Source organism: Lentzea sp. NPDC055074, assembly GCF_053608005.1.
In genome coordinates this window covers 195,588-211,351 of record NZ_JBSGUQ010000008.1, presented here as the reverse complement: position 1 = coordinate 211,351, position 15,764 = coordinate 195,588, and the positions used below count along the sequence as shown (strand labels likewise).

Genomic DNA, 15,764 nt, shown 5'->3' with positions numbered 1-15,764 from the left:
GCGACCGACATTAGGCGCTGGCGAGTTCCTTGACCACGCGGTGCGCGTCGGCCAGCGACTCGACGGCGAGCTCGCGGAACTGGTGCATCTGCGGCACCACGTCCGCCAGCGTGAGCTCGGCGTGCACGAACTCCAGGTTCTGGTCGAGGCCGACCATCGACAGCACCGCGCGCAGGTACGGCTCCTGGAAGTCGAAGCCCTCGCGGGGCGTGCCCGGCTTGTACGAGCCGCCGCGGGCCGTCACGACGACGACGCGCTTGCCGCCCCACGCGAACGTGCCGTCCTCGCGGGCGAAGTTCGCGGACGTCGCGACCTGGTCGATCCAGGCCTTGAGGGTCGACGGGATCGAGAAGTTGTACATCGGCGCACCGATGAGGATCACGTCGGCGGCGTCGATCTCGGCGATCAGCCCGGCGGAAACGCCCTGGTCGGTGCCGTCCTTGTGCGGGATCGGCGACGCGTGCAGGTCGCGGTAGGTGTACCCGGAGTCCGGGTTCGCGGCGCGCCAGCTCTGCGCGAACGCACCGGAGACCTCGCGGGTCACGGACCCCTCGTACCGAATGCTCGTGTCGATGTGAAGCAGATTGGTCATACCCAGAACATACGAGTGAAGAACTTCCGAGTCAAGATGTTCCGAGCTGAGAACATCTCCTCCGGGATGTAGGATGGGACACATGGAGGAGCAGTCAGAACTCGTCGAAGCCTGCTTGGAGAAGTGGGACTTCAACTGGCTGCTGCACCGCGCCACCCAGCGCGTCGGCGGCGCGTTCGCCGAGGAGATCGCGAAGTTCGGCATCTCCCTGCGCGGCCAGCTGGTGCTGCAGGCGCTCGCCAACGAGGAGCTCCAGCGCACCCAGCTCAAGCTCGGCGCGATGCTCGGCCTCGACAAGACCACGCTGACGAGCGAGCTCGACAAGCTCGAGCGCGCCGGTCTGGTCCTGCGCGTCCCCGACCCGAACGACCGCCGCGTGCGCACGCCGGTGATCACGGACAAGGGCCGGGAGCTGCAGAAGGAGGCGGGTGAGGCGCTCGCCGAGGTGGAGCGCGGCTTCCAGTCCCGCTTCTCCCCCCAGGAGATGGCGATCATCCGCAAGGCCCTGCAGGACCTCTCTCGCGGCGAGGGTCCGATGCACGGCTCCTGCATCTAGGCGCTGTCCTGCAAGTCTCGTTGGGCGGCAGTGGCGGCCGAGGGACCCGGAGGCGGCACCGCCGCAACGCCCGAACACGCCCGGTATGAGGGCGTCGCGGCGGCACCGCCTCCGGGTCTCTCGCCCGCGCCTGTCACCGAACGAACTTGCAGGACAGCGCCTAGGCCAAAGCGCCCAGATCCGCTTCCCGCAGCTGTTCCGGCGTCACCGTCGCCTGCGCGTCCACCAGCGCCTTCAAGGCCGTGCCGTGGTCCCAGACGTTGACGTTCATCGCCGCCCGCAGCCGCCCGTCGCGCAGCCAGAACGCGATGAACTCCCGCGACGCCACGTCCCCGCGCACGACCAGCTCGTCGTCCGGGCCTGCGAGCCCGCGGTACTCCATGCCCAGGTCGTACTGGTCGGTGAAGAAGTACGGCGACTTCGTGTAGGGCTCGTCCAGCCCCATCAACGATCCCGCGACGTGCGTGCCCTGGTCCTTCGCGTTCGCCCAGTGCTCGACGCGGATCCGGTCGCCGTAGCGGGGGTGGTCCTGCGCCGCGATGTCGCCGGCCGCGAAGACGTCGGGAGCGGACGTGCGCAGCTGCGCGTCGACCGCCACGCCACCGGAGGCCAGCTCCAGCCCGGCGGCTTCGGCCAGTTCGAGTCGCGGTGTCGCCCCCACGGCCAGCACCGTCACGTCCGGCAGCAGCTCGGTGCCGTCGTCCAGCCGAACGCCGGACGGCGAGAAGCTCTCGACACCCGCGCCCAGCTTGAACTCCACGCCGTGCTCCTCGTGCAGGCCGCGGAACATCGCGCCCATCTCGGCGCCGAGCACGCGCACCAGCGGTTCGGCCAGCGGGTCGACGACCGTGACGCGGCAGCCGTGCGTGCGCGCGGCGGACGCGACCTCGCAGCCGATCCAGCCCGCGCCGACGATAACGACGTGCCTGCCCTCGCGCAACGCGGACCTCAACGCCAGCGAGTCGTCGATCGTGCGCAGCACATGTCCTTGTGCGCCAGGCAGGACACGGGGGCGGGAACCTGTGGCGAGCAAGAGCCGATCGTAGGAACGCACTGCTCCATCCGAGTCCACGATCGTGTGATCGCCGGGCCGCAGGTCCAGGACGGACACTCCGAGCCGGAGGTCGATCTCGTTGTCGGAGTAGAAGCTCGGCTCGTGCACCCACGCCGGTTCGGCGGCCTTGCCGAGCAGCACGTCCTTGGACAGCGCGGGAAGTTCGTACGGGCGGTGGCGTTCGGTGCCGAACATGGTGATCTTGCCGTCGTAGCCGCGATCGCGCAGAGAGCTCGCCGCGGAGGCACCGGCGAGGCCCGTGCCGACGATCACGATGCGTTGCGGTTCCGCCATGTTCACCCCTCCAGGTGACCTGTTCCCGTCCCACGTGCGACGCTAACCGCAGCTCGGCGCGGTCGCTGAACGGAGAGCTCGAAACCTCCGTCATGACCAACGGTGACGCACGTCTCTCTGACGTGAGCGCCGGCGGCACCGAGCCGGCGTGCCGAGTGAGCTGGAGGAAGAAACCCGTGGGAGCCAATGAGGAGTGGCAGGTGAGCTGCCGCGACATCGCTTCGCGCCGACGGGACATGACGGTGTTCGTCAGCCAGGGACACATCGTGATCACCGTGCCGCCGGGCGAGGCCGCCGTGCTGACACCACTGGAGGTAGGCCGACTGCGGGCGGCGCTGCGCGACGCCGTCGTGAGCGCGTCCAACACCGATATGTGACCGCCGCCACACCGTTACCTACTCGCTAGTAGGTAGATGGCAGAGTGGGCCTCATGGTGACCCGCGTGCTGCTGACCCTGGTCAAAGCCGGAGTGATCCGGCCGTTGGGCCCGCGTGGGCTCTCCGGCACCGTGCGCGGGTATCTGCAGTGGGACATCACGCTGGCGTGGGGGTACCAGACGGGCGCGGGCAGGCACCCGGACCGCGCGGCGATCATCGACGACGACGGTGTGCTCACGTACGCGGAGGTGAACGAGCGCACGAGCAGGCTCGCGCACTCCTTCCGCGCCAAGGAACGCGTCGGCCTGTTGTGCCGCAACGGCCGCGCGTTCATCGAGACGATGACGGCGTGCACGAAGATCGGCGCGGACGCCGTGCTGCTCAACACCGGGCTGAGCAAGGGACAGCTGGCCCAGGTCGCGCGGGACCAGGAGATCGACCGGATCGTCGCGGACCGCGAGTTCGCGGACGTGCTGCCCGACCTGCCCACGTTCTTCACCGACGAGCTCGAGTCGCTGATCACCGACGGGTCCACGGCCCCGCTGCCCCGCAGGCCTCCGCGCGGCCGGCTGATCATCCTCACCTCCGGCACGACCGGAATGCCGAAAGGCGCCCGCAGGCCGGAACCCGCGAGCCTCGCCCCCGCCGCCGCGCTGCTCTCCCGGATCCCGCTCCGGCACGGCGACGTCATCTCCATCACCTCCCCGCTCTTCCACGCCTGGGGCCTCGCCGCGTTCCAGCTCGGGCTCGTGCTCGGCGCGACCCTCGTGCTGCGCCGCCGGTTCGACCCGGCGCAGGCGCTGCAGGACGCCGGCAGGTGCACCGCGATGTTCGTCGTTCCCGTGATGCTGCAACGCATGCTGGAGACCGAGCACCGGCCGAAGCTGCGGATCATCGCGTCCAGCGGCTCGGCCCTGCCGCCGAAGGTCGCCGCCCGCACCCTCCAGGAGTTCGGGCCGGTCCTCTACAACCTCTACGGCTCAACGGAGGTCAGCTGGGCGAGCATCGCCACCCCCGAGGAGATGCTGCGCGAACCCGGCACGGCGGGCAAACCACCGCTCGGGACCAGACTGGCCATTGTGGACGACCAGGGCGAGCCGGTGGCGCCGGGAGAGACCGGACGGATCTTCGTCGGCAACGAGATGCTGTTCGACGGCTACACCAACGGCACCAGCAAGGAGTCGCTGGACGGCCTGATGTCGACCGGCGATCTCGGCTATCTCAAGGACGGTTTGCTCTTCGTCGCGGGCCGCGACGACGAAATGATCGTCTCAGGTGGTGAAAACGTCTACCCGCACGACGTCGAGGATTTGTTGTCGACGCTCGACGGCGTCACGGAAGTCGCGGTCCTCGGCGTTCCGGACGAGGAATGGGGCCAGCGTCTCGCCGCATTCGTCGTGGGAGCGGAAACCCTGACGGCCGAACACGTACGTGAACACGTGAAGGCGAACCTGGCGCGTTACTCCGTTCCCCGGGATGTTTTCTTCGTCAACGAGTTGCCGCGCAACGCAGCGGGAAAAGTGTTGAAACGTCAATTGCGCGAGCACCACTAGAGTCAGCCCTCGAAGTGAGGGGGCTTCACCATGACGGTTCCCGGCAGGACCGCGGATCCGCGGTCCAACGCCGTGCACAACCTGCGCGAGGCACGCATCGCCCTGGACGAGGGCAGGCCCGGCGAGGCGTTGGAGTACGCGGAGAAGGCGGTGGCCGCGTTCTCGTGGCTCGACGACGCGGAGGGTGTGGCCGAAGGGGTTCTGGCGCAGTCGGTGGCGCTGGGCAAGCGGGGACTGTGGCCCAGCGCGCTCGACACGATCGACAAGGTGCAGGCGATCGCGGCGGCGAACCGCCACATCGGACTCCAGGCGCGGTGCAGCTTTTCCCGTGCCGTGGTGGAACTGCGTCTCGACTCGCGGGAGCGGAGCTTCAACTCCTTCGCCCGCGCACTGGGCCTCGCGGAGCTCACCGGGGACAACGAGCTGATCGGCTCGGTGCTGTTCGAACAGGCACGGGTGATGCGGATGCAGTACCACGAGCACTGCATGATGCGCACCGAGGAGAACCGCTGCAGCCTCGACGGGGAGCCGTGCGTGCGCAAGCTCCGCCGCGCGGAGGCGTTGTGCGCCCAGGTGCGCGACCGCTGGAAGACGCTCGGCGACCCGGTGCGGATGGCGATGGTCAACGTGCTGCTGACACACGTGCGCATCGATCTGGGTGAACTTGACCGCGCGCACCGCAGCTGGCAGCGCGCTGACCAGTTGCTTGCCGGAAGGAACCGTCCCGTGGCACGGGCGGAGGCGTTGATGGCGCGGGCGCGGCTCAGCGGGGCGCGGGGGCGTCACCCCGAGCAGATCGCCCAGCTCTACCAGGCAGCCGAGCTCGCGATGAGCTGTCTGGCACGGGAGGTCGCGGTGCACGCGCACCAGCAGCTGAGCGCGGCGCACGAACGGACCGGCGACCTCGAACGGGCACTGCGCCACGCGCGGATGCAGCTGGAGCAGTACCGGTTGTGGGAACTGCAAGAAGGCCGCGACCTGTTGCGGATGCGCGAGCACGACCTGTCGTCACGGCTCGTGGAACAGTTGGCGCACAAGCGTTTCGAGCCCAAGCGGGAGGACGCGGTGGTGCGTGTCCCGCGTGTCGGCGAGCTCCACGAGACCGGTACCGCGGAACACACGAACACCCGGATCGCCCGCGCGTTGCGGGCGGGACTCACCAAGCGCGGCATCGAGGTGCTGCGGCTCGTGGCGGCCGGGGCCAGCACGGCGATGATCGCGGAGTCGCTCGGCCTGTCCCCCAAGACCGTGCAGAACCACCTCCAGCGCATCTACACGACCCTGGACGTCAACGGCCGTGCCGGCGCCATCGTGTGGTGGATGAACCTGACCACGACGTAGACATGCATTGTCACACTATTGACAACTGGTCCGACCAGACCGGTTGACCATCGCCCGTTCGGTCGCTTGCCGTTCACCGGCAACTGCCGGTTCCCGGGTTTTCTACCCATGTCCACGAGGTGGAATTGGGTGATGTGATGGGTAACTGGTCTGTGTCATGCTCCGTTAACAAGGTGTCCGGTCGGTGAGCGAGGGACGGTCATGGGGAGGCAACGCCGTCTGGCTCCCGGAGCGTTAGTGCTTCCGGAGCGCGATGCGTGCCACGTCTCGCCACAGCAGCGGGTCGACGCCCTCGGGGTCGATGTTCTCCAGCAGGGCCGCGAGCGCCGCCCGTGCCCCGGCACCGTCCTCCGGATCACCCTCGTCCGCCGCCCGCACGAGCAGCAGGTGGCACCGCAACCGCTGCTCGGCGTCGAGCCGTCCGGTCTCGAGCGCGGCCTCGGCGAGGGCGCGCGCCCGGTCGACCTCCCCGTCGCGCAACGCCAGTTCCGCCCGCAGCGCGCGGGCGTGCGCGAGCAGGCCGTCCTGCCCGTGCAGGGCCACCGCCGTCGTCTCCACCAGGTCCAGCAACGCGGCCACGTCGTCGAGGTTCGCTCCCGGCGTGCGCACCACGATGGCCGCCCCGGCCAGGCGGACGCGGCAGGCGTACCCGGGATCACCGTCGTGGCCACCGAGCATCCCGATGGCCTCGCGGATGCAGTGCGCGGCCTCCATCCGGTCTCCCAGGCGGTCCGCGACCTTGGCGCGCACCCACCACGTGGAGATCGCGAGCCGCTCGCGGCCGAGTTCGGGCAGCCGCACGGAAAGCTGGTCCACGACCTGTTCGGCGTCGGCAAGGCGCCCGGCCGCGGTGAGTTCGGCGCACAACGCGATGAGCGCGCGAGTGTGGACGCGACGCACCCGTTCACCGTCCCCGCTCGCCAGCTCGACGGCCTCGGTCGCGGCCTTCACGGATTCGGCCGTCCGGGCGAGGCGCCGCAACGAGGATGCGCGCAGGATCTCCACGAGCGCGTCCACCGCCGGACCGGGAGACCACGACTTGCGCAGCTTCGCCGCCGCCAGCAGCAGACCCTCGTGGTCGCGCTGCTTGGCGAGCATCACCAGGCGCGTCCAGCGCACGCACCAGCCGAACATCTCCTCGTCGGAGCGCATTCCCAGCGTTTCCAGCAGATCGACGGCGAGCACCAGGTCGCCGTCGTGGTACGCCATCAGGGCCTCGCACCACGCCAGTGCCTCGTCCTGCATGACGGTGCGGTCCTCGTCGACCACGAGCTCGGACGGGTCGACGCCGAGCACCTCGGCGAGCCTGCGGACGACGGTGGGCGACGGCACCCGTTCGCCGGACTCGAGCCGCGACACGTAGCTCATGGAGACACCGGGGCACGCGAGGTCCTTTTGCGACAGACCACGCTGCAGCCGGACCGCGCGCAGCCGCGCACCGAACCTGGTCAACGACTTCCTGCCCTCATCCACGGCCGCCACCTAACGAAGGAGCCCCTCAATGAAGTTGAACACTATCGCTCGAACCGTCGCGGCCGTGATCCTCAGTTTGGGGGCGTTGTTCGCGATGTCCGGTGCGGCGTCGGCGGACGAGACCGACTCCTTCACACCGCCGTACGTCGTCCAGCCCTGACCGGTTCGCGCTGACCGTGGTGGTCCTGCCTCCCTCGCAAGCAGGACCGCCCCGGTCACACCGACACACCAATTGACACACCTGACCACACCGGCAGGTGCGGGTGAGGCACCCTTGTGGGGTGACTCTGCAACTGCGCACGCCTCGTCACCAGGTGAGCCCGAAGTCCGTCCTGCTGTGGACGATGCAGGCCGCCGTCTTCTGGCTCGTGCTGTTCGTGCCCCAGCTGATCGTGTTCCTGCTGGTGGACACCCCGCCGACGTGGGAGCTCGTGCTCCTGGTCGCCACGGGCGTCGTCGGCGTCGTGCACACCGCGGTCGAACCGAGCTGGCGCTACCGCGTGCACCGCTGGGAGACCACGCCGGACGCCGTCTACACCCTCTCCGGCTGGCTGAACCAGGAGTGGCGGGTCGCGCCGGTCTCGCGCATCCAGACGATCGACACGAAACGCGGGCCGTTCCAGCAGATGCTCGGCCTCTCGACCGTCACGGTGACGACGGCGTCCGCGGCCGGCCCGGTGGAGATCGAGGGCCTGGAGCACGAGGTCGCGCAGAGACTCGTGGTGGAGCTGACGAACACCACCCAGGCCACGCCCGGTGATGCCACGTGACCACCCCGGCCGAGGTCCCGTCCGGGCTGCCCGCCGCACCGGAGTTCACCGAGCCGTTGCAGGAGTGGCACCGCCTGCACGTGCGGATGCTCGTCGTGCGGCCGCTCAACGAGGGCATCGCGATGCTGGTGCCGATCCTCGTGCTGCTGTTCACCGGCAACGGCGAGAAGTGGCGGCTCATCGCGTCCGGCGCGACGGTCGCGGCGATCCTCGCGTTCAGCTACCTCATCTGGCGCACCACGAGGTACCGCATCACCGACGACCAGGTCGAGCTGCACACGGGTCTGCTGACCCGCAAGCAGCTCGCGGTGCCGCGTGATCGCATCAGGACCGTCGACCTCACCTCCAAGCCGGGCCACCGGATCTTCGGGCTCTCGGCGGTGCGGATCGGCACCGGGCAGCAGGACGTGCCGGGCACGGACGGGCTCACGCTCGACGCCGTGACGCAGCAGGAGGCCGAGCGGCTCCGCTTGTTGTTGCTGCAAAAGGGAGTCGCACCGCGCCCCGCCGCCGCCGAGGGCGAGCACGCGGAACCACTCCCGCTGCCCGAGTCCGAGGTCATCTCGCAGCTCGACCTGAAGTGGCTGAAGTACGCGCCGCTGTCGTTGTCGGGTCTCGTCGCGATCGGCGCCGTGTTCGGCGTGCTGTCGAACTACGCCGACGACCTGGGCCTGCACCCGGTGCAGGACCTGTGGGAGTGGCTGTTCGAGAACCCGAGCCTCGCGCTCATCGCCGCGTTCCTCGTCGGTCTGGCCGTGGTCGGGCTGATCCTGTCGGTCCCGCTCTACATCCTCCAGTTCTGGAACTACCGGCTGACCCGCGAACCGGACGGAACCCTGCGCGTGCAACGGGGTCTGCTCACCACCCGCTCGGTTTCGGTGGAGGAGCAACGGCTTCGCGGCGTCGACATCCAGGAACCGCTGCTGGTGCGCGCCGGCAAGGGCGCGAAGCTCGCCGCGGTGACGACGGGCCTCGGTTCGAAGGGCGAGAGCAACCTGCTGCTGCCGCCCGCGCCGTTGTCCGTGGCGCACCAGGTGTCGCGGGACGTGCTGAAGGTCGGCAACGACCCGACGACGCTGAGGCTGCGCAAGCACCCGTTCGCCGCGTTGCGCCGCAGCATGTTCCGGCACACCGTCCCGTGGGTCGTGATCGCCGTGGGGCTCGCGATCTGGGCGCCGTCGTGGGCGTGGCCGATCCCGGTGGCGATCCTCCCGTTCGCCGCGCTGGTCGGCTGGGACAACTACCGGTCACTCGGCAACGCGCTGGACGAGCGTTATCTGGTAACGCGCAACAACTCCCTGGTGCGCAGCACCGTGGCGTTGCAGCGCACCGGCATCATCGGGTGGCGCATCCACCGGTCGTTCTTCCAGCGCCGCAGCGGGCTGGTGACGATCGGCGCGACCACCGCGGCGGGTGCGGGCGTCTACCACGTCACGGACGTCGGTGAGTCCCACGGCCTGGCGCTCGCGGACGAGGCCGTGCCGGACCTGCTGCGCCCGTTCCTGGTCGAGTCCGGTGTGGACGGTCAAGCCGAGCGGAACGTCTGACGGTAGGCGCTCGGCGAGACCCCGATCGAGGCGGCCAGCTGCTGTCGCAGAGCCGCGCCGGTGCCGAAGCCGGCGTGGTTCGCGACCTGGTCGATCGGCAGGTCGGTCGACTCCAGCAGGTGCCGCGCCCGGTCGACGCGCTGCTGCGTCAGCCACTGGCCCGGTGACATGCCGGTCTCAGCGCGGAACCGGCGGGTGAACGTGCGCACGCTCATCCTCACCTGCGCGGCCATCGCGGCGAGGTCGAGCGGTTCTTGGAGCCGCTCCAAGGCCCACTCACGGGCGAGCGCCGTCGAGGTGTCCGGGTAGCTCGGCACCGGCCGGTCGACGAACTGGGACTGGCCGCCCTGCCGCCACGCCGGGACGACGCAGTAGCGGGCGATCCAGTTCGCCACCTCGCTGCCGTGGTCGGACCTGATCACGTGCAGGCACAGGTCGATGCCCGCGGCGACACCCGCCGACGTGAGGACGTCGCCGTCGTCGATGAACAGCACGTCCGGGTTGAGCCGCACCTTCGGGTACAGCGCGCGGAACTGGTCCGTGGTGCCCCAGTGCGTGGTCGCGGGCCGGCCGTCGAGCAGCCCGGCGGCAGCGAGCACGAACGCGCCGGTGCAGATCGACATGATCCGGCGCGCGTTCGTCGTCGTGAGCGCCTCCAGCACCGCCGGTTCGAGCCAGCCCTCGCGCGCAGGTTTGTAGTGAGTGCCCGGCACCAGCACCGTGTCCGCGTCTTGGAGCACCTCCAAGCCGTGCTCGGGCGTGATGGTGAAGCCGCCGGTCGTGGGGATCGGGCGGCGGTCCGGCGAGCAGACGACCACCTCGTAGCGGTCCGCGAGCCGGGCGAACATGTGCGTGGAGCTGCCGATGTCGAACGCCACCGACTGCTCCAGCGCGAGAACGGCGATCCGGTGCATGGCCTGATTCTTTCACATGTTGGCCATCGGGCCACTGGTTGAAGTGTCGGCCTTCACCGAACCTTGTCGTCGTGAGACTCCATTGGGCCTGGGTTGTCGCAGGCGTGTCCTTCATCGCCCTGGTGGGCGCGGCGTCGTTCCGCGCGGCGCCGGGTGCGTTGATCGAGCCCCTGCGGGCGGAGTTCGGCTGGAGCACCGGCACGATCTCGCTCGCCATCTCGATCAACCTGTTGCTGTACGGGCTGACCGCGCCGTTCGCGGCCGCGCTGATGGACAGGTTCGGCGTCCGGGTCGTCGTCACGTACGCGCTGACGATGGTCGCGATCGGCAGCGGGCTCACGGTGTTCATGACCGCGTCGTGGCAGCTGATCCTGCTGTGGGGCGTCGTGGTCGGGCTCGGCACCGGGTCGATGGCGCTGGCGTTCGTCGCGACGATCACCGGACGCTGGTTCGTGAAGCACCGCGGCCTGGTCACGGGTGTGCTGACGGCGGGTGGCGCGGCCGGGCAGCTCGTGTTCCTGCCGCTGGTGGCGTGGCTGTCCGGGGCCTACGGCTGGCGGTACGCGTCGCTGGTCATCTGCATCGCCGCGTTCGCCGTCGTGCCGCTGGCCGCGTTCTTCCTGCGCGAGTACCCGCGAGACGTGGGACTGCTGCCTCTCGGCGCGACCGAGGACACTCCCCCGCCGCCGACCGGTGGCGCGGCCCGACGTGCTCTCGGCGCGCTGACCACCGCCGCGAAGACCCGGCCGTTCTGGCTGCTGGCCGGTGGGTTCGCGATCTGCGGAGCGTCCACGAACGGCCTGGTGGGCACGCACTTCATCCCCGCCGCGCACGACCACGGCATGCCGACGACGACCGCCGCCGGGCTGCTCGCACTGGTCGGCGTGTTCGACATCGTGGGCACGATCGCGTCCGGCTGGCTGACCGACCGCGTCGACTCACGGCTGCTGCTGGCGGGCTACTACGCGTTGCGCGGCCTCTCGCTGATGCTGCTGCCCCAGCTGTTCGACGAGTCGGCGCACCCGTCGATGCTGGTGTTCATCATCTTCTACGGCCTCGACTGGGTCGCGACGGTGCCGCCGACCGTGGCGTTGTGCCGCCAGTACTTCGGCATGTCCGGGCCCGTGATGTTCGGCTGGGTGTTCGCGTCGCACCAGCTCGGCGCGGCCATCGCGGCCTCGGCGGCCGGGCTCACCCGCGACCACCTGGGCAGCTACGACCTGGCCTGGTACGTCGCGGGCGCCCTCTGCATCGGCGCGGCCGTGCTGTCAGCGTCGCTTGCGCGAAGTCCCGAAGAGACCCCGCGTGATCTCACGCGCCAGGGCGCTGCCGGCTGACCGCAGGAACGACTTCACGGCGCTGTTGCCCAGCACCTTCTCGACCATCCCCGGTTCCTCCTTCTCCTGCCGGCGAGGAGGTTCCGGGGCCTGCTGCTGTTCTTCCTGCGGTGGCGCGACCTTCTGCATCAGCTGCTCGTAGGCCGACTCACGGTCGACGGTCTCGGAGTACTTGCCGTGGAGGTCACTGGACGACGCGGCCTGCTTGATCGCGTCGTTGCCGATCGTGTCCATCAACGAGCGCGGCGCCCGCAGCCGGGTCCACGCGACCGGGGTCGGCGCGCCCTTCTCGCTCAGCACGGTGATGACCGCCTCGCCGATGCCGAGCGACGTGAGAGCCTTCTCCAGGTCGTAGTGCGGCGTCGTCGGGTACGTCTTCACCGTGCGCGCCAACGCCTTCTGGTCGTCGGGCGTGAACGCGCGCAGGGCGTGCTGGACGCGGGCACCGAGCTGTGACAGCACGTCGTTCGGGATGTCGGTCGGCAGCTGCGTGCAGAAGAAGACGCCGATCCCCTTGGACCGGATGAGCTTCACGGTCTGGGTGATCTGGTCGAGGAACGCCTTGGAGGCGTTGGAGAACAGCAGGTGCGCCTCGTCGAAGAAGAAGACGAGCTTGGGCTTCTCAACGTCGCCCTCCTCGGGCAGCGTCTCGAAGAGCTCCGCCAGCAGCCACATCAGGAACGTGGAGAACAGCGCCGGGTTGCCCTGCAGCTCGGCCAGCTCCAGCAGGCTCACTACGCCCTTGCCGTCGCGCTGCCGCATCAGGTCGGCCGGGTCGAGCTCGGGTTCGCCGAAGAACCGGTCGCCGCCCTGCGCCTCCAGGTTGACCAGGGCCCGCAGGATCACGCCCGCCGTGGAGCTCGAGACACCGCCGATGCCCTTGAGGTCGGCCTTGCCCTCGTCGCTGGTGAGGTGCTGGATGACGCTGCGCAGGTCCTTGGTGTCGAGCAGCGGCAGGCCTTTCGAGTCCGCCCAGTGGAAGATCAGGCCGAGCGTCGACTCCTGGGTGTCGTTCAGGCCCAGCACCTTCGACAGCAGGATCGGCCCGAAGCTCGTGACCGTCGCCCGCAGCGGCACACCGATGCCGCCCGTACCGATCGACAGGAACTGCACGGGGAACGCCGTCGACTGCCAGTCATCACCGGTGTCCTGCGCGCGGGTTTTCGTCCGGTCGCTCTCGGCACCCTGCTGGGACAGACCGGACAGGTCGCCCTTCACGTCCGCCATCAGCACCGGGACGCCGTTGTTCGACAGCTGCTCGGCGAGCAGCTGGAGGGTCTTGGTCTTGCCGGTTCCCGTTGCGCCTGCGACAAGTCCGTGGCGGTTGACCATGGACAACGGGATGCGGACGTGCGCGGTCGACTCGACGGTCCCGTCGACCAGCACGGCGCCGAGCTCGATGGCCGCGCCCTCGGACGCGTACCCCGCGGCGATCTCAGCTTGAGCCGTCATGCACGGGGAGCGTAACCAGGTTGCTGCACGCCGCCACTCGAAGTTGACGCTCCGCGCAGTAATGTTCGGGGCGTGATGGATCGTCTGGTGTGGATCGACTGCGAGATGACCGGACTCGACTTGGGCAAGGACGCTCTGATCGAGATCGCGGCACTGGTCACGGACGCCGAGCTCAACGTGCTCGGCGACGGCGTGGACATTGTGATCCACGCGGATGACGACGTGCTCGCCTCGATGCCGGACGTCGTCATGGAGATGCATGCCAAGTCGGGCCTGACCGAGGAGGTGCGCGCGTCCGCCGTCTCCATGGAAGAGGCGGAGGCCGCCGTGCTGGCCTACATCAAGGAGTGGGTCCCCGACCCGCGGACCGCTCCCCTGGCCGGCAACTCCATCGCCACCGACCGCGGGTTCATCGCCCGCGACATGCCGGCGCTGGACGCGCACCTGCACTACCGCATGGTCGACGTGTCGTCGATCAAGGAGCTGTGCCGGCGCTGGTACCCGCGCATCTACTACGCGCAGCCGGGCAAGGGTCTCGCGCACCGGGCGCTCGCGGACATCGTCGAGTCGATCCGGGAGCTCGCGTACTACCGGCGCACGGCGTTCGTTCCGCAGCCCGGCCCGTCGTCCGAGCAGGCCCAGGCCGTGGCCGCTGAGCTGCTGAAGGACGTCAAGTAGGCCCCCGATTTCAATATCAGTAGCTACCGTTGCTATGCTTTCCTCGCCGGTCAACGACTGGCAATGGTGGGTGTAGCTCAGCCGGTAGAGCACTGGGTTGTGATCCCAGGTGTCGCGGGTTCAAGTCCCGTCACTCACCCTTTGTCGAAAGGCCTCCGCACTCGCGGGGGCCTTTCTTCACGTTTACGGGAGCCTTCATGACCACGCTCGTCGCCAAGGACCTCGCCGCCGGTCACGGTGACCGCGTCCTGTTCTCCGACCTGAACCTCGTCGTCGCTCCCGGCGACGTCATCGGGCTCGTCGGCGTGAACGGCGCGGGCAAGTCGACGTTGCTCAAGACCCTGGCCGGGCTGATCCCAGCCGAGTCGGGCCGCGTGACGATGAACCCGCCGTCCGCCAACGTCGGGCACCTCGCGCAGGAACCGGAACGGCTCGAAGGCGAGACCGTCCGCGACTTCCTCGCGCGCCGGACCGGTGTCGCGGAGGCCCAGAAGGCTCTCGACGTCGCCACCGAGGCGCTGACCGCCGGCAACGACGAGGGCTACTCGGAGGCGCTCGACCAGTGGCTCGCGCTCGGCGGTGCGGACCTGGAGGAACGTTCTCTCGAAGTCGTGGCGGACCTCGGGCTCACGGTGGGCCTGGACGCGTTGATGACCTCGCTGTCCGGCGGCCAGGCGGCGCGGGCGGGCATGGCGTCGTTGCTGCTGAGCCGCTACGACATCTTCCTGCTCGACGAACCCACCAACGACCTGGACCTCGACGGCCTGGAGCGGCTGGAGAAGTTCGTCACGGGCCTGCGCGCCGGCACCGTGCTGGTCTCGCACGACCGCGAGTTCCTGGCCCGCACGGTCACGAGCGTGCTGGAGCTCGACCTGCACCAGAACTCCGTGCGCCTCTTCGGCGGCGGCTACGAGTCGTACCTCGAAGAGCGCGCGCGGGCCCGTCAGCACGCCCGTGACGACTACGAGGAGTTCGCGGACACCAAGGCTTCGCTGGAAGCCCGTGGGCGCATGCAGCGCGCTTGGATGGACAAGGGCGTGAAGAACGCCCGGCGCAAGGCGACCGACAACGACAAGAACGCCCGCAAGTTCCGCGCCGACGCGACCGAGAAGCAGGCCTCGAAGGCCCGGCAGACCGACCGCATGATCGAACGCCTGGACGTCGTCGAGGAGCCCCGCAAGGAGTGGGAGCTGCGGATGGAGATCGCCGCGGCCCCGCGTTCCGGTGCCATCGTGGCGTCCCTGCGGGCGGCGGTGGTCGAACGCGGCGGCTTCCGGCTCGGCCCGGTGGACCTGCAGATCGACTGGGCGGACCGGGTCGCGATCACCGGCGCGAACGGGGCGGGCAAGTCGACGCTGCTGGCCGCGTTGCTGGGCCGCGTCGAGCTCACCTCGGGCTACGCGACGCTGGGTTCCGGCGTCGTGGTGGGCGAGGTCGACCAGGCGCGGGGGCTGTTCCTGGGCGATCTGCCGCTCGTGGACGCGTTCCAGGAGGCGGTGCCGGAGATGAACCCGGCCGACGTGCGGACGTTGCTCGCGAAGTTCGGGCTGAAGGCCGCGCACGTGATGCGGCCGGCGGCGTCGCTGTCACCGGGTGAGCGGACGCGGGCGGCGCTCGCGCTGCTGCAGGGCCGCGGGGTGAACCTGCTGGTGCTGGACGAGCCGACGAACCACCTCGACCTGGCCGCGATCGAGCAGCTGGAGTCGGCGCTGGAGAACTACCCCGGCACGTTGCTGCTGGTGACGCACGACCGGCGGATGCTGGAGGCGGTGCAGGTGAACCGTCACCTGGCCGTGTCGGGTGGCCAGGTGACGGTCTCCTAGTGC

Annotated in this window: 15 protein-coding genes and 1 tRNA gene; 11 read left to right on the top strand and 5 right to left on the bottom strand. The window is 69.4% G+C overall.

Annotated elements, in window-relative coordinates:
- Positions 1–10 precede the first annotated feature (10 nt).
- The gene (locus ACWF7A_RS20680; protein WP_452252072.1) at positions 11–592 is read right to left on the bottom strand and encodes an FMN-dependent NADH-azoreductase; all 582 of its coding nucleotides are present in this window, start codon (positions 590–592) and stop codon (positions 11–13) included.
- Between the two features lie 82 nt (positions 593–674).
- Here ACWF7A_RS20680 and ACWF7A_RS20675 point away from each other — a divergent pair, with 82 nt between their 5' ends.
- Positions 675–1,148: a MarR family winged helix-turn-helix transcriptional regulator gene (locus ACWF7A_RS20675; protein ID WP_452252071.1), complete on the top strand. Its 474-nt coding sequence runs from the start codon at positions 675–677 to the stop codon at positions 1,146–1,148.
- Between the two features lie 160 nt (positions 1,149–1,308).
- Here ACWF7A_RS20675 and ACWF7A_RS20670 read toward each other — a convergent pair whose 3' ends face one another.
- Positions 1,309–2,496: an NAD(P)/FAD-dependent oxidoreductase gene (locus tag ACWF7A_RS20670; RefSeq protein WP_452252070.1), complete on the bottom strand. Its 1,188-nt coding sequence runs from the start codon at positions 2,494–2,496 to the stop codon at positions 1,309–1,311.
- A 92-nt stretch (positions 2,497–2,588) separates the two neighbouring features.
- Between ACWF7A_RS20670 and ACWF7A_RS20665 the strand changes: the two genes are divergently transcribed.
- Genes ACWF7A_RS20665 through ACWF7A_RS20655 form a run of 3 tightly spaced genes read left to right on the top strand, consistent with a single transcriptional unit; the run spans position 2,589 to position 5,767 of the window.
- Positions 2,589–2,873 carry a hypothetical protein gene (locus ACWF7A_RS20665; RefSeq protein WP_452252197.1) on the top strand — a complete coding sequence of 95 codons (285 nt, stop codon included), beginning with the start codon at positions 2,589–2,591 and terminating at the stop codon, positions 2,871–2,873.
- 53 nt (positions 2,874–2,926) lie between these two features.
- Positions 2,927–4,426 carry an AMP-binding protein gene (locus ACWF7A_RS20660; protein WP_452252069.1) on the top strand — a complete coding sequence of 500 codons (1,500 nt, stop codon included), beginning with the start codon at positions 2,927–2,929 and terminating at the stop codon, positions 4,424–4,426.
- A gap of 30 nt (positions 4,427–4,456) precedes the next feature.
- Positions 4,457–5,767 carry a response regulator transcription factor gene (locus tag ACWF7A_RS20655; RefSeq protein ID WP_452252068.1) on the top strand — a complete coding sequence of 437 codons (1,311 nt, stop codon included), beginning with the start codon at positions 4,457–4,459 and terminating at the stop codon, positions 5,765–5,767.
- Between the two features lie 234 nt (positions 5,768–6,001).
- On the opposite strand, the gene ACWF7A_RS20650 is transcribed toward ACWF7A_RS20655, so the two are convergent.
- A complete protein-coding gene (locus ACWF7A_RS20650) occupies positions 6,002–7,240 on the bottom strand; it encodes a helix-turn-helix domain-containing protein (protein WP_452252067.1) in 1,239 nt (412 codons plus the stop codon).
- Between the two features lie 28 nt (positions 7,241–7,268).
- Between ACWF7A_RS20650 and ACWF7A_RS20645 the strand changes: the two genes are divergently transcribed.
- From ACWF7A_RS20645 to ACWF7A_RS20635, 3 genes are all read left to right on the top strand, one after another.
- Positions 7,269–7,400, top strand: a complete 132-nt coding sequence (locus ACWF7A_RS20645; RefSeq protein WP_452252066.1) for a hypothetical protein — start codon at positions 7,269–7,271, stop codon at positions 7,398–7,400.
- Positions 7,401–7,527: 127 nt separating this feature from the next.
- Positions 7,528–8,010: a PH domain-containing protein gene (locus ACWF7A_RS20640; protein ID WP_452252192.1), complete on the top strand. Its 483-nt coding sequence runs from the start codon at positions 7,528–7,530 to the stop codon at positions 8,008–8,010.
- On the top strand, positions 8,007–9,557 hold the full coding sequence (locus tag ACWF7A_RS20635) for a PH domain-containing protein (RefSeq protein WP_452252065.1): 1,551 nt from the start codon (positions 8,007–8,009) through the stop codon (positions 9,555–9,557). Before ACWF7A_RS20640 ends, ACWF7A_RS20635 begins: the two co-directional genes overlap by 4 nt.
- Here the strand turns inward: ACWF7A_RS20635 and ACWF7A_RS20630 are convergent.
- On the bottom strand, positions 9,536–10,471 hold the full coding sequence (locus tag ACWF7A_RS20630) for a GlxA family transcriptional regulator (RefSeq protein ID WP_452252064.1): 936 nt from the start codon (positions 10,469–10,471) through the stop codon (positions 9,536–9,538). The two genes, ACWF7A_RS20635 and ACWF7A_RS20630, sit on opposite strands and share 22 nt — an antisense overlap.
- Positions 10,472–10,542: 71 nt before the next feature.
- On the opposite strand from ACWF7A_RS20630, the gene ACWF7A_RS20625 reads away from it, so the two are divergent.
- Positions 10,543–11,808: an MFS transporter gene (locus ACWF7A_RS20625; protein WP_452252063.1), complete on the top strand. Its 1,266-nt coding sequence runs from the start codon at positions 10,543–10,545 to the stop codon at positions 11,806–11,808.
- Here the strand turns inward: ACWF7A_RS20625 and ACWF7A_RS20620 are convergent.
- Positions 11,740–13,260 carry a helicase HerA-like domain-containing protein gene (locus tag ACWF7A_RS20620; protein WP_452252062.1) on the bottom strand — a complete coding sequence of 507 codons (1,521 nt, stop codon included), beginning with the start codon at positions 13,258–13,260 and terminating at the stop codon, positions 11,740–11,742. The genes ACWF7A_RS20625 and ACWF7A_RS20620 overlap by 69 nt on opposite strands.
- 72 nt (positions 13,261–13,332) lie before the next feature.
- Here ACWF7A_RS20620 and orn point away from each other — a divergent pair, with 72 nt between their 5' ends.
- The 3 genes from orn (at position 13,333) to ACWF7A_RS20605 (ending at position 15,761) form a co-directional block, all read left to right on the top strand.
- A complete protein-coding gene (gene orn, locus ACWF7A_RS20615) occupies positions 13,333–13,938 on the top strand; it encodes an oligoribonuclease (RefSeq protein WP_452252061.1) in 606 nt (201 codons plus the stop codon).
- A 66-nt stretch (positions 13,939–14,004) separates the two neighbouring features.
- A tRNA-His gene (locus tag ACWF7A_RS20610) sits at positions 14,005–14,077 on the top strand.
- A 58-nt stretch (positions 14,078–14,135) separates the two neighbouring features.
- Complete coding sequence (locus ACWF7A_RS20605; protein ID WP_452252060.1) at positions 14,136–15,761, top strand: ABC-F family ATP-binding cassette domain-containing protein; 1,626 nt, start codon at positions 14,136–14,138, stop codon at positions 15,759–15,761.
- The last annotated feature ends 3 nt before the right edge of the window (positions 15,762–15,764 follow it).